This is a genomic window from Sneathiella aquimaris (assembly GCF_026409565.1).
GTDB classification, from domain to species: Bacteria; Pseudomonadota; Alphaproteobacteria; order Sneathiellales; family Sneathiellaceae; genus Sneathiella; species Sneathiella aquimaris.
The window spans coordinates 1,980,296-1,993,111 of record NZ_CP112881.1 but is presented as its reverse complement, the minus strand read 5'-3'; the positions used below and the strand labels follow the sequence as shown (position 1 = coordinate 1,993,111).

General features: G+C 47.9%; 12 protein-coding genes and 1 pseudogene. 7 read left to right on the top strand and 6 right to left on the bottom strand.

What is annotated here, in order from left to right:
• Positions 1–6: 6 nt before the first annotated feature.
• Positions 7–1,833 carry an ABC-F family ATP-binding cassette domain-containing protein gene (locus OIR97_RS09465; protein WP_169545399.1) on the bottom strand — a complete coding sequence of 609 codons (1,827 nt, stop codon included), beginning with the start codon at positions 1,831–1,833 and terminating at the stop codon, positions 7–9.
• A 246-nt stretch (positions 1,834–2,079) separates the two neighbouring features.
• Here OIR97_RS09465 and trhO point away from each other — a divergent pair, with 246 nt between their 5' ends.
• Complete coding sequence (trhO, locus tag OIR97_RS09460) at positions 2,080–2,991, top strand: oxygen-dependent tRNA uridine(34) hydroxylase TrhO (RefSeq protein ID WP_169545398.1); 912 nt, start codon at positions 2,080–2,082, stop codon at positions 2,989–2,991.
• Positions 2,992–3,022: 31 nt separating this feature from the next.
• Here trhO and OIR97_RS09455 read toward each other — a convergent pair whose 3' ends face one another.
• Together OIR97_RS09455 and OIR97_RS09450 are read right to left on the bottom strand one after the other, a co-directional pair.
• Positions 3,023–3,457 carry a gamma-glutamylcyclotransferase family protein gene (locus OIR97_RS09455; protein WP_169545397.1) on the bottom strand — a complete coding sequence of 145 codons (435 nt, stop codon included), beginning with the start codon at positions 3,455–3,457 and terminating at the stop codon, positions 3,023–3,025.
• Positions 3,458–3,462: 5 nt separating this feature from the next.
• Positions 3,463–4,086: a LysE family translocator gene (locus OIR97_RS09450; RefSeq protein WP_169545396.1), complete on the bottom strand. Its 624-nt coding sequence runs from the start codon at positions 4,084–4,086 to the stop codon at positions 3,463–3,465.
• A 132-nt stretch (positions 4,087–4,218) separates the two neighbouring features.
• Between OIR97_RS09450 and OIR97_RS09445 the strand changes: the two genes are divergently transcribed.
• Positions 4,219–4,785: a hypothetical protein gene (locus OIR97_RS09445; RefSeq protein ID WP_169545395.1), complete on the top strand. Its 567-nt coding sequence runs from the start codon at positions 4,219–4,221 to the stop codon at positions 4,783–4,785.
• On the opposite strand, the gene OIR97_RS09440 is transcribed toward OIR97_RS09445, so the two are convergent.
• Together OIR97_RS09440 and OIR97_RS09435 are read right to left on the bottom strand one after the other, a co-directional pair.
• Positions 4,782–5,669 carry an SDR family oxidoreductase gene (locus OIR97_RS09440; RefSeq protein WP_169545394.1) on the bottom strand — a complete coding sequence of 296 codons (888 nt, stop codon included), beginning with the start codon at positions 5,667–5,669 and terminating at the stop codon, positions 4,782–4,784. The genes OIR97_RS09445 and OIR97_RS09440 overlap by 4 nt on opposite strands.
• Positions 5,670–5,775: 106 nt before the next feature.
• Complete coding sequence (locus OIR97_RS09435; RefSeq protein ID WP_169545393.1) at positions 5,776–7,269, bottom strand: flavin-containing monooxygenase; 1,494 nt, start codon at positions 7,267–7,269, stop codon at positions 5,776–5,778.
• A 184-nt stretch (positions 7,270–7,453) separates the two neighbouring features.
• Here OIR97_RS09435 and OIR97_RS09430 point away from each other — a divergent pair, with 184 nt between their 5' ends.
• On the top strand, positions 7,454–8,101 hold the full coding sequence (locus OIR97_RS09430; RefSeq protein ID WP_169545392.1) for a hypothetical protein: 648 nt from the start codon (positions 7,454–7,456) through the stop codon (positions 8,099–8,101).
• 1 nt (position 8,102) lies between these two features.
• On the top strand, positions 8,103–8,618 hold the full coding sequence (locus OIR97_RS09425; RefSeq protein ID WP_169545391.1) for an HU family DNA-binding protein: 516 nt from the start codon (positions 8,103–8,105) through the stop codon (positions 8,616–8,618).
• On the opposite strand, the gene OIR97_RS09420 is transcribed toward OIR97_RS09425, so the two are convergent.
• Positions 8,602–9,381: a DUF169 domain-containing protein gene (locus OIR97_RS09420; protein WP_169545390.1), complete on the bottom strand. Its 780-nt coding sequence runs from the start codon at positions 9,379–9,381 to the stop codon at positions 8,602–8,604. The two genes, OIR97_RS09425 and OIR97_RS09420, sit on opposite strands and share 17 nt — an antisense overlap.
• 659 nt (positions 9,382–10,040) lie before the next feature.
• Here OIR97_RS09420 and OIR97_RS09415 point away from each other — a divergent pair.
• The 3 genes and pseudogenes from OIR97_RS09415 to sufC all read left to right on the top strand — a co-directional run.
• The gene (locus OIR97_RS09415) at positions 10,041–10,514 is read left to right on the top strand and encodes an SUF system Fe-S cluster assembly regulator (RefSeq protein WP_169545389.1); all 474 of its coding nucleotides are present in this window, start codon (positions 10,041–10,043) and stop codon (positions 10,512–10,514) included.
• A gap of 3 nt (positions 10,515–10,517) precedes the next feature.
• The gene (sufB, locus tag OIR97_RS09410) at positions 10,518–11,987 is read left to right on the top strand and encodes a Fe-S cluster assembly protein SufB (RefSeq protein ID WP_169545388.1); all 1,470 of its coding nucleotides are present in this window, start codon (positions 10,518–10,520) and stop codon (positions 11,985–11,987) included.
• A gap of 66 nt (positions 11,988–12,053) precedes the next feature.
• Positions 12,054–12,791, top strand: a pseudogene (sufC, locus tag OIR97_RS09405) (Fe-S cluster assembly ATPase SufC); the annotation flags it as partial.
• Positions 12,792–12,816: the final 25 nt, after the last annotated feature.

The following is a 12,816-nucleotide window of genomic DNA, read 5'->3' as shown; positions in this document are numbered from 1 at the left end:
AGCCCCTCACCCGGTCATCTCTTCTTGCAGAATTTCAAGTTCAAGCCATCGTTCTTCGGACAAGGCAAGCTTTTCCTGTGCAACAACCAGTTCTTTCGAGATTTTGTTGAACTGATCGGGCTGTTTTGTAAACAGATCCGGATCCCCCAACGCCTTTTCCATCGACTTGATTTGTTCTTCCAGCGCGCCAATGACGTCAGGAAGACGATCCAGATCCCGCTGGTCCTTATAGGAAAGCCGCTTTCGGGCCTGTTTCGGTTTACTCGCTACCGTTTTTTCCGGCAGGCCCTTTTTCGCCTTCGGAATTTCAAGGTGAGTCCGCTGCCTCACATAATCCGAATATCCACCGACATATTCTTCTATGTCCCCACCCGGATCAATTACGATGACCGACGACACCAGTTGATCCAGAAAATCACGATCATGGCTGATAACAAGCAGCGTCCCGTCATAGCTGGCCAGCATATCCTGTAACAGATCCAGCGTTTCCATATCCAGATCATTGGTCGGTTCATCCAGCACCAGAAGATTACTTTCGCGCGCTAAAAGTTTAGCCAGCAATAACCGGTTTTTCTCGCCGCCCGATAATGATTTGACCGGGCTTTTGGCTTGTTTTTCATCAAAAAGAAAGTCTCTAAGATACGCAACCACATGACGCACTTCGCCCTTAACCAAAAGCTGCCCACTGCCCGGGTCGGCCAAAGTGTCCCAAAGGCTCTCTTCTGGATCAAGGCTCTCCCGCTGTTGGTCAAAAACGGCCTCTGTCAGATTTGTTCCCAGTTTAACAAAACCGGTATCCGGCGCCAACTTCTGCATAAACATGTTCAAGAGCGTTGTTTTTCCGGCGCCGTTCGCCCCGATAATCCCGACACGGTCCCCCCGCATAATCCGGCTGGAGAAATTCTTGATAACCGTCTTTTCGTTTCCGTCTTCGTCTGTGAACGTTTTAGAAATATCCTTGGCTTCGATCACCACCTTGCCACTTTTGGATCCAGAGGCTACTTCCAGCTTCGCATTTCCCACGCGACTGGTCCGCTCCTGACGTTCGGCCCGCAAACGATGCAACGCCCTGATGCGACCCTCATTACGCGCCCGTCTGGCCGTAATCCCTTTTCGGGACCAGTCTGTTTCTTCAGCAATTTTTTTATCAAGCTTTTTAAGCTCGACTTCTTCGCCGCGTAAAATCTCCTCAGACCATTCATCAAAAGCCGAAAAGCCTTTCCCATGGGTCCGGAGTTTGCCGCGATCCAGCCAAAACAGGCGATTGGTCAGATTTTTAAGAAACTGACGATCATGGCTGATCACCATCAAGGCGCCGCGGAAACCTTTCAGTTCTTCTTCAAGCCACAAAATAGTCTTGATATCCAGATGGTTGGTGGGCTCGTCGAGCAACAGGACATCGGGATCGGAAACAAGGGCTTCTGCAAGGGATACACGCCTCGCTTCACCGCCGGACAAGGTTTCAAGAAGCCGGCTGCCATCGATACCAACACCTTCAAGAACCTGATCGACCAAATAACCGGTTTCCATTCCATCCGCCGTTAAATCAGGCGACAGTCCTTGCTGCACCTGTTCTGCAACCGTGCGCCCGGGGACAATGTCGGGTTGCTGCTTCAAATATCCAACGCGTGTCCCAGCTTGCAGAAAACGGTCCCCACCGTCCAACTCGATATCACCGGCAATGGCTTTCAGCAATGTCGATTTACCTGATCCGTTACGACCAACAAGCGCAATGCGCATTCCAGGCTCAATCCCAAGGGAGATCCCATTAAAAAGATCGCCACCACCGAAGGTAATACGTGCATCCTGTAACGCAAGAACCGGAGCTGCCATAACAAAGTAAATCCAATAATAAAGAAACTGAAAGGCTTCTATCATTTAACGCGGAAGACAGCAAATTCTATACCCCTATCGCTGTAAAACGATCTGATCGGTACATTAGGGACACGCGATAGATAAGACAATTTGTCACAGAAAGCCCCCCACTCGCTGGTTGCGGAAATAGGGTATTTTTATTATAAGACCAGCAACTATTGTTCCCAATGCGAACTAAACACTGACTGATCATTCGAGAAAACCATGTTTGTAATAGCAGCCCTGTATAAATTTGTGTCTTTGCCCGACTATAAGGACCTTCAACCGAAGATCCTGAAAGTCTGTATGGACAACAACATTTTTGGAACACTTCTGCTGGCCGAAGAAGGAATAAACGGCACTGTCGCAGGGTCTCGCGATGGGATTGACACGCTTCTTGCGTATCTGAAAAAGGACGAGCGCCTTTCCGATCTGCGACACAAGGAAGCGATCAATGAAGAGCAGCCATTTTACCGAATGAAGGTCCGTCTGAAAAAAGAAATTGTAACACTGGGCGCGCCGGGAACCGATCCGCTTAAAATGGTTGGCTCGTACGTAAAACCTCAGGATTGGAACGACCTGATCAATGATCCCGAGGTTATCCTGATCGATACCCGCAATGATTACGAATATGAAGTCGGAACTTTTCAAGGGGCTATTAACCCGGAAACCGGAACCTTCCGCGAGTTCAAGGAATATGTGTCCAACAATCTGGACAAGGACAAACACAAAAAAGTAGCCATGTTCTGCACCGGGGGTATTCGCTGCGAAAAATCAACGTCTTACCTGCTTCGTGAAGGGTTCGAAAATGTGTATCACCTGGAAGGTGGGATCTTGCAGTATCTGGAAGATGTACCGAAAGAAGAAAGCAGCTGGGAAGGTGAATGTTTTGTGTTTGATCAGCGCGTGACGGTCAACCATGATCTTGAAAAAGGCTCATACGACCAGTGTTATGCCTGTCGATACCCGATCACAGAAGAAGATAAACTGTCAGAATATTATGAAAAAGGGGTTTCCTGTCCGCGCTGCCACGACAGCCTGACAGAAGAAAAACGGGCCCGTTTTGCAGAACGCCAAAAACAGATCCAGTTAGCTGCAAAACGCGGAGAAGCCCATATCGGCAGTAAAGCGGATTAGCCCGATATAAAGCCCCAATGATGGTGACTGTCTAACCCGTCCCGCTTTTGTCAGTCAGATAGGACAGATAGTCACCACTTTCTATGTAATGAAAACCCGTGATGTCTCGGTTATACAGATAGACCCACGCCTGAACGGTATGATTGCCATTAAAAAAGACGGTTTCCTTCTCGCGAACATACAGCGTAGGCTGAGAAAAATTGTCCCCACATTCTTCATAATAATCCAGTGCTGGTAAAACAGTGTCCGGGTCCAACACGTGAAATAGTTCCCCGTTCACAAACGAAGAGGTATTTCTGCCAGCGTCGGAGAGGCGAACCATACCCGGGTAACGCCCCAAATCGTACAGCATTCCTTTCATCTGTGCCGGCCCCAGAAACGCGCTATTGGCAACCAGTAATCGCGCCATCGCCTGCGGACTGTCTTTCCTCAGCGTCCCATAGACAAAAATATAAGTGTCCGTCATTCGTCTTATGCCCGCTGAACCATTGCGGTCAAAAGACCGGCTCCGACCAGAAAACTGCCTCCCAGCCGTTTAATAACCTTCATTAAACCGGGCTTTTGAAATTGTTGTCGTAATTTGCCTGCCAGTAACGCCCACAACAACACATTCAACCCGGCAAAGAACAAAAAGGTTCCCTCCAACACGGCAAATTGCAGTAATACAGGCTGACTTTGATCAACAAACTGCGGCACGAAAGCAATAAAAAATACGATCCCTTTGGGGTTAAGAGCCGTCACAAGCCAGGAATTCCAGAACATCTTTCCAAGGGCCTTTTCGGTTGGCTCGGCTGCAACAGCGGTTAGTTGACCCCCTTCGCGCCAAAGACCAATGCCAAGCCAGACAAGATAAAGCGCCCCAACAATCTTTAAAGCGGTAAAGAGGGTGGCAGAGGCCGCGATAATGGTACCTGCCCCAAGGAGAGAGACGGTCATCGCTGTAAAGTCACCAAGAACAACGCCCGGAACCGTCGCGATTGCGGTTTGCCGGCCGCGTCCTAACGCATAGCTGACAACAAGCAAAACTGTCGGACCCGGGATTGACACCAGGACAAAACAGGCAACCGCAAACGATACCCAGAGTTCGATTGACATTTCTTTTTCCTATGTAATATTTCAGCTTACTTAAGACCGATAAAGTGCAAAAAACAACCTTTAATTTTACCAGCATTTCAAAGGGTAAAATTACGAATATTGACCTTGAAAAACCAATTATAAGGACCTCTTGTGGCTGACAGATGGGATGAAGGCGCCGTTGAGCTACCGGCACAAATGAATTTGGTCAACCATGGAAGTTACCTGGAAATTTCCCGTCGCTGGCGAGGAATAACCGCCTTTATCCTAACGGGTTTCTGCGTGTTTTGGTGGTTTATATTGCTAAAAATTCTGCCGGAACTCTTTTCCAATGAAACCCAATTTAGCTTGGGCTCCTTGATCCCTATTCCGCATGTTCTCGCCGGGGTCGGTATAGGATATTTTGCTTTGGCCAGCTGGTTTAATACCTCTTATATCTTTGCGGATCACACAAAAATGGAAATCATGCATAAACCATTTCCATGGTTCGGGGCAAAAAAGATTGAAGTGTCGCAAATCGGACAGATTTACGTTAAAAAGAAGATCAGCAGGAGCAAGAACAGCACATCCGTTTCATATGAGGTGCGTGCGAAAATGCATTCGGGAAAAGACGTCAAAATTTTATCTGGTTTGCCCAATGACCGACAAGCGATTTATATAGAACAGCAATTGGAAGAATATCTTCAAATAGAAGATAAACGGGTGAGAGGCGAGTATTAATCGCCGTCGTCCCCGTCTGGTTTCCGGGACATAAATTCCGGATCGACTGCCCTGTGAAATCCGTTAAATGGATGGGACTTTTCATGGTCAGGCACTTGATACGCATTTGTCATATTGGGAACAGCACCATCAATCCGAATAGTCTCGCCGGAAATAAAATTCGCGGCGGGGCTTAATAAAAATACCACCATTCCAGAAACTTCGGCTTCTGTTCCATATCGTTTCATAGGCATCATCATCTTACGTTTGTGAAGACGTTGATGTGCCGCCTCGTCATAGGTATCAAGTCCTGAAGACGCGATTGTTCCCGGCGCCACGGCATTCACACGAATGCCATAATGCGCCCATTCTACAGCCGCTGTTTTGGTAAAATTGCTCATCCCGGCCCGTGCCGCACCGGAATGGCCCATGCGCGGCATGCTATTCCAAAAATCGGCGACTATATTGACAATATTTCCCCCGTTATCAGACATGGATTGGCGGACCAGCTCGCGACTCATTAAAAAACCACCGGTCAGATTTGTCCGGATGACGGCATCCCACCCCTTAAGACTGATATCTTCCAGTAAAGCCGGAAACTGACCCCCTGCATTATTCACCAGACCATGAACCGGGCCATTTCTGTTCAAAATTGCGGCTACTTTTTCAACAACCGTCTCTTCAGAGCGAATATCAAACGCCTCAGTATCGACCGTTCCGCCATCTTCCCGGATTTCAGCGGCGACCGTGTCCAGTTTTTCCTGAGAGCGTCCGGTTAATACCACCTTGGCGCCTAGACTGCTTAATTCATGCGCTATGCAGCGACCGATCCCGCTGCCGCCACCCGTTACAATATGGGTTTGTCCTGAAAAAAGATCGTTTTTGAAGACGCTGTCATAAACCATGTGAACTCTCCGCACCGGTGACATTAGTCACCTTTTTTTAATTTATGATACAGCGCATTCCCGCGCCTGTCCAAGTCGGCGAACACCTTTCTTCTTGAATAGAAAATCATTTATAAATCAGAGTGCCATCTTCCAGGTCTGCTTCGGGGATTTCATCTTTTTCCCGGTAATAATCCTGACTGAAAATCCACGGCTGACGGTTCCCCTGCTTGGGCATTAAATGCATGTTGCGCATCAAATAGCCTGCGTTGAAGTTTTCCTCGTCCACAAACGGGAGTTTCGGCATATCCTTATCTTCTTCGCGCAACTGAGGTGTAACGCGCTTCACCCCTTTTTCATCCATATGCTTCAGCAATTTACAGACGAATTCAGACACAAGATTGGCCCGCATGGTCCAGCTGGTCCGCAAGTACCCGAACACCCACGCCATGTTGGGGATCCCTGAAAACATGATCCCGCGATGGGCCCAGGTATCTGCAAAATCCAATTCCTGTCCATCAATAACAAACTCGATATCCCCAAGCACGGACAGGTTAAACCCGGTTGCCGTAATAATAATATCCGCATCGAGGCTTGCCCCGGACTTCAGTGAAATCCCGTTTTCTGTTATTTGTTCAATGTGATCCGTAACGACGGAGGCTTTCCCATCATTGATTGCAGAAAACAGGTCACCATTAGGCACAAATGCCAGTCGCTGGCGCCATGGGCGATAACTGGGCGTAAAATGAGTTTCCACGTCGAAGTCTGGCCCCAGATAATGTCGCGCACCAGCAATCAGCTCTTGCTTGAGTTTTTCTGGTTCTTCAAACGAACGGCGGGCAACAACTTTCTGATCCTGAAGTACTTTTAACCGCGTAATCTCATGTATCCATTCAGGTTTCACATCCAGTTCCCGCAGTGTATCCGCCAGATCATTTCGATTGGGCGCCGGGAAGAAATAGGTGGGTGACCGTTGAAGCATTGTGATGTGTTCGCACGTATCTGCCATGGCAGGAATAAGTGTTGCTGCGGTGGCACCTGAGCCGATGACAACCACCTTCTTGCCTGAATAATCAAGGTTTTTCGGCCAGTTTTGTGGATGAATAATATCACCCTTGAAATTCTCCATACCGGGGAAATCCGGTGTATACCCTTTTGAATGACGATAGTAACCCTGACACATCCAAAGAAATTCACAGGTAATCTCGGTTAACGAATCAGCGTTCTTATCCAGCAGCACCAATGTCCAAAGGTTATCCTTACTGGACCAATGTGCAGACTTCACCTGATGGGAATACTGGATATGCTCTTCCAGCCCATGCTCTTCTATCGCTTCGCCTAAATATTTAAGAATTTCCGGTGCCGTCGCAATTGGCGTTCCGGACCAGGGCTTCCACTTGTACCCAAACGTGAAAAGATCGCTGTCAGATCGAATACCAGGATAGGTATGCGTCCGCCAGGTTCCGCCAAAACTTTCCTGATTTTCGACAATAGCAAAGGTCTTTTCGGGGCATTCATTCTTGAGATGATACGCCGCATCAATCCCCGAGATCCCGGCCCCAACGATCAATACATCATAATGTTTTGTTTTTTCGATGCCCTTGGCTTTTTGGTTCGCCATTTTCACGGTCTTCTCCCACCAATTAAGTCGTTTGTTTTATTTTTTCCAAGCTTAGTCTAAAAAATCAGAAAAACAAACCCTTCGTGAACAAAATCCCATTGAACCTGCAACCGTGTAACGATAACATATTCTGTGAACAATCAATCATATATCAAATAATTGGATCGGGAAGCGTTGCATCGACATGGCAAGAAATTACATCAGCAAATTGCCATTAAAATCAACGCAGGAAAAACCTGTTTGGGTCGAACAACTTACCAGTTCAAATTACATTGATTGGTGGCACCAGAATATTCAGCCTTCCATTTCAACACAAACTGAACGCGCTGATCATGACTGGAACTGGAAGCGCCTTTATTTTATGCGGCGGGCCTACCCGCAGAAAGACCCACAGTATTTCGCGCTTTGTACTCAAGGAATAAATGGCACTGTTGTTCTGTCACTCTGCCTGTGTTTATGTGATGAACGTTTTCCGGTAGGTGATCAGGAAAAGGCTTTATTTGTCTGGTACTTAAGCGGCGCCCCTAAAGAGGCACTGACCCCCTTTATCGAGGAAAAACAGCTTCCTGGCCTTATTGGCCGGGGCAGTTTGGACACAACGCTGGTAAAATCGCTCAAAAAAGGGCATAATGGCTGCGTTTGGTTACATGCCGATGGACGGGGTGGAAAAAAGCTGATCAATACCTACATAAGCTGGGGTATGAAACAAATTCCGTCAGAGGTAAAGATTTTGCGCTTCGGCGCTGATCGGAATGACGGACGTTATCTGTATTTCGATCAGACCCAGTCAGAAGTCGCATTGACGACATTTGACATTTACCGCGAGAGTTAAAATGCCAACCGATAACACAGTAATAGAGTGCCTGCTTCACAATTATGGATATGATGCCGCTGATGACAATGCGGTAGAGCAGTTTTTTAATTCGATGGAAACGAGCTTCACGGAAGAAGGCGTCGACAAAATCGGTGAATTTCTGCTGGCAGCAGAAAGCGGCAACGCTAATCTTGACGAGATGGTCAAGGCATTGCCGGCAAAAGCGCCGTCTCCCTCTGCGCCGACCGCCCATCCCTTGACCAAAGCAGACCTTGCAACAAGTGTTGCTAAAAAAAACGGTATGACAATTAAAGATGCCCGACGCGTTGTCGATACGGCTCTTGAAACCATCACCCATGCGTTGACGGAAGGACAGGCTGTCCGCCTGACAGGCTTTGGCACCTTTACTGTTGCCCAAAACCGTGAGATCACGACAGTGGTTGGAGCAGATCTGCCCCCTGCCCGAGGGAAAGGCGCAGACCTCCAGTTCAAAGCCGGAAAAAATCTGAAACAGGCCGTTACTTCCCGTAACTAACACCTAAGCCAGCTCGCGCATCATTCTGAATACCATAAGGCGGTATCGGGTAGCGCAGTCCGTTTTTGTCCAGTTTCGCAAGTCCTTCTATGACACCCGGAAGATACGCGGGGGGCAGCGCCATCAGCAATTCGTCTTCCATAACGCCGCCATACCGACGTTCAGCAAAACAGGGCAAGGAAAGGCTGGGCTCGCCCGTTGACAAAGCCCGGCCCCAACTATCCGCACAGGAACTTTCGCCCACACAGGAAAAGTCGAGCTTCTTATACCCCGCCCACTGCAAGCCATTGATGAACAAGATCATCTGGGCTGGCGTTGCATAAATCATACAGATATCAGGTGGGTCAAGCCGGCCAGAAGCCAAAGGCGACACTGCCATGGCCTTATATTGGCCGGACGGAACAACCGTCATCGCTTCCTGATGTTTTCTGGTGTCTTCTTCGCTTTCCCACCAGACCCCGACATAGCGCTCGCCTTTCTTCCACTCTTCATCTTGTGGATGCAGGCCCAAAACCGCGCCGCATTGAGAGCCTACAAAATCCTCGGCGGTCGCGCCGACGGTCCATCCAAGACGGCACGCCTGCCCGACGATCTGATCGGCTGTATGGATAGAGTTCGGACGGCGAATACGCGGAACAGCTTCCATTTCTTCAACTGTCTCAAACAGTTTCATCCCGATGGGCGTTGCCCGAATACGCAAATACCGGGTTAATCCATCCAGAATTTTGTCCCAGTCGTAATGGCCTTGAAGAATGTCGCTCATGTTTGCTCCCCTTTTCTTTATTTTCAGAAAGCTTGGCATGTTCTGAAACAAAAGTCAGCAGGAACCCGTCCGGACCTCGATATTAAATAGTGCCGAATGCACAAAACCCATTTAAAGGCACAGACACAAAATCAGGCGACGGGTCGCAGAATCTCATTCGAAAACGATCCCTGCTGGTGGTAATTACTGGCCCTTCGCTGAGGCGAAACATGGCAGGATTGTACTAAGCTCGGACATCCAGCAGCCCGGTTTGAAACGACAACAGATAAGCAGATCCGCTTGCGCTGCCCAAGATGTGAATCCACGTTAAAAGATCAGAACGGATCAAGCATTTTTAAGGGTCCGGAGGGGCAGACTTAGCGCTATTTCTTTCATTGACACGAAGTCCAACAAAACAAAAAAAGATCACTAAAGATTGATCTAATATGAGGATATCGCGGATTACTGCCTTTGTTCAATTCCTAATAAAGGCTGCCTGCGGGACCGCTGCCGATCGTTCATAAAACCGAGCCTGATAATGCGTATTATTCGCAACGAATATCGCACTTCAGGGTATTTCTTTTCTTGCTCAAAAATACACCTTCCCCTATATACAAGACCAAATTTGTCTGTTATAAAATCTTGAAATCAGACTAAATTAGTACGATATAGAATATACCATGATAAAACTGAGCAAAATGACAGATTACGGCGTTGTGATTATGTCAGAAATGGCCCGAATTGAAGGGCGAATTCTGACCGCACCTGATTTGTCTCTTTATACAGGACTGAAAGTACCGACTGCTGCAAAGATCTTGCGGGCACTCGCTAAAAGCAGTCTCCTCACCTCTATCAGAGGGGCCCATGGTGGATATCGTTTAGATAGACGTCCTGACCAGATTTCCATTGCTGAAATTGTTCGCGTTCTGGAAGGACCCGTTGCTGTAACGTCTTGTGTTGACGAAAGTCATGACGACTGCTCGGTGGAAACCTGCTGCCCCATGCGTGGCGGTTGGGAAAAAATTAATCGCGCTATTAACACAGCAATGGAAGAAGTAACCCTGGCCGATATGTGTCAGGACAGCCAAAAACCTTTTACCCCAATGGTCGGCGCTGGATCTGAGCCCACTGCCACCAATTTAGTATCGGAGTAAATCATGGCTATTAGCCAAGAAACTGTTGAACAGGTCGCCTCTGTCTCTGAAAAATACAAATACGGATTTATCAGTGACATTGAAGCAGATACGGCACCTAAAGGATTGAACGAAGATATCGTTCGTTTTATTTCAGCCAAGAAAGAAGAGCCTGAATGGCTTCTGGAATGGCGTTTGAAGGCCTATCGGCACTGGCTGACAATGGAAGAGCCTACCTGGGCTAAAGTCGATTATCCTGAAATCGATTATCAGGATATCTATTACTATTCAGCGCCCAAAACGAAGGATAAACCGAAAAGCCTGGATGAAGTAGATCCAGAGTTGCTGGAAGTTTATGCAAAACTGGGTATTCCTCTGAAAGAACAGGAAGTTTTAGCGGGCGTTGAAGGCGCTGCCAATGTGGCGGTTGATGCAGTTTTTGACAGTGTTTCTGTGGCCACGACTTTCAGGGAACGCCTTGAAAAAGAAGGCGTGATTTTCTGCCCGATCTCTGAGGCGGTTAAAAACCATCCGGAGTTGGTGAAGAAATATATTGGCTCTGTCGTTCCTTATACGGATAACTATTTCACCGCCCTGAATTCTGCTGTCTTTACCGATGGTTCTTTCTGCTACATACCAAAAGGCGTTCGCTGTCCGATGGAATTGAGCACCTATTTCAGGATCAATGCGGCGCAGACCGGTCAGTTTGAACGAACCCTTATCATAGCTGACGATGAAAGCTATGTAAGTTATCTGGAAGGATGTACCGCCCCGATGCGGGACGAAAACCAGTTGCATGCAGCGGTGGTTGAACTGGTCATTATGGACAACGCCGAAATCAAATACTCGACGGTCCAGAACTGGTATCCGGGCGATGAAAACGGTGTTGGCGGGATTTACAACTTCGTGACAAAACGGGCTGCCTGCCGGGGCGTGAATGCCAAAGTGTCCTGGACACAGGTTGAAACGGGGTCGGCAATTACGTGGAAATACCCATCCTGCATTCTGCAGGGCGATAATTCTGTTGGCGAATTTTATTCGATTGCGATAACAAACAATCTTCAACAGGCGGATACCGGGACAAAAATGATCCATCTAGGTAAAAACACGTCCAGCACGATCATTTCCAAAGGCATTTCCGCTGGTCGCGCACAAAGCACCTACCGCGGACTGGTGCGTATGGGGCGCAAGGCAGAAAACGCCCGTAACCACACCGTTTGTGACAGCCTTTTGATCGGTGATAAATGCGGTGCCCATACGGTGCCCTATATCGAAAACCAAAGCCGTACAGCCAAGATTGAACATGAGGCGACAACCTCAAAGGTTAGTGAAGAACAACTTTTTTACTGTCAGCAGCGCGGACTTTCAGAAGAAGAAAGCATGGCACTTATCGTCAATGGTTTTTGTAAGGAAGTCCTGCAGAAACTGCCGATGGAATTTGCAGTAGAAGCACAGAAACTGGTTGGCATTAGCCTCGAAGGCAGTGTCGGGTAATTGTATTTAAAAATAATACATTAAGTGTATTTTTTAAAGTCATAAATAAAGAGCTAGATCATGTTAGAAATTAAAGATCTTCGGGCAGAAGTGGGCGGAAAAGAAATCCTGAAAGGGATTAATCTGACCATCAATCCAGGCGAAATTCATGCGGTCATGGGACCGAATGGCGCCGGTAAAAGTACTCTGTCCTACGTTTTATCAGGCCGTCAGGGATATGAAGTGACCGGTGGCTCCGTTCATTATAAAGGGCAGGACCTTTTGGAAATGGATCCTGATGAACGTGCCTGCAGCGGCATTTTTCTGGCGTTTCAATATCCTGTGGAAATCCCGGGTGTTGCCTCTGCCACCTTCTTGAAAACAGCCCTCAACGCCCAACGAAAATACAGGGGTGAAGACGAACTCGACGCAATGCAGTTTCTGAAACTTGTTCGCGAAAAAACAACTGAACTGGGCATCAAGGATGACATGCTGAAACGGGCTGTAAATGTTGGCTTTTCCGGCGGCGAGAAGAAAAGGAACGAAGTTCTGCAAATGGCATTACTGGAGCCTGACCTGATGCTTCTGGACGAAACAGACTCAGGATTGGATATCGACGCACTTAAAGTCGCGGCCGATGGTGTCAATCGTCTACGCAGCCCGGAACGGTCCGCACTGGTGATCACCCACTATCAGCGTCTTCTGGATTATATTATTCCGGATTTCGTCCATGTACTTGCGGACGGAAAAATCGTCAAATCCGGCGATAAATCACTGGCATTGGAACTTGAGGAGAAAGGGTACACGGAAATCAGCGCCGCCTAAGCTGCTTTTCACTACCCAATTTCAA

What these genes read in the sequence shown, in the direction of transcription:
- OIR97_RS09465 (WP_169545399.1), bottom strand. Translation starts at nt 1,833, where the DNA reads ATGGCAGCTCCGGTTCTTGCGTTACAGGATGCACGTATTACCTTCGGT.
- OIR97_RS09415 (WP_169545389.1), top strand. Translation starts at nt 10,041, where the DNA reads ATGATAAAACTGAGCAAAATGACAGATTACGGCGTTGTGATTATGTCA.
- OIR97_RS09420 (WP_169545390.1), bottom strand. Translation starts at nt 9,381, where the DNA reads ATGAGCGACATTCTTCAAGGCCATTACGACTGGGACAAAATTCTGGAT.
- trhO (WP_169545398.1), top strand. Translation starts at nt 2,080, where the DNA reads ATGTTTGTAATAGCAGCCCTGTATAAATTTGTGTCTTTGCCCGACTAT.
- OIR97_RS09440 (WP_169545394.1), bottom strand. Translation starts at nt 5,669, where the DNA reads ATGGTTTATGACAGCGTCTTCAAAAACGATCTTTTTTCAGGACAAACC.
- OIR97_RS09425 (WP_169545391.1), top strand. Translation starts at nt 8,103, where the DNA reads ATGCCAACCGATAACACAGTAATAGAGTGCCTGCTTCACAATTATGGA.
- sufB (WP_169545388.1), top strand. Translation starts at nt 10,518, where the DNA reads ATGGCTATTAGCCAAGAAACTGTTGAACAGGTCGCCTCTGTCTCTGAA.
- OIR97_RS09450 (WP_169545396.1), bottom strand. Translation starts at nt 4,086, where the DNA reads ATGTCAATCGAACTCTGGGTATCGTTTGCGGTTGCCTGTTTTGTCCTG.
- OIR97_RS09455 (WP_169545397.1), bottom strand. Translation starts at nt 3,457, where the DNA reads ATGACGGACACTTATATTTTTGTCTATGGGACGCTGAGGAAAGACAGT.
- OIR97_RS09435 (WP_169545393.1), bottom strand. Translation starts at nt 7,269, where the DNA reads ATGGCGAACCAAAAAGCCAAGGGCATCGAAAAAACAAAACATTATGAT.
- OIR97_RS09430 (WP_169545392.1), top strand. Translation starts at nt 7,454, where the DNA reads ATGGCAAGAAATTACATCAGCAAATTGCCATTAAAATCAACGCAGGAA.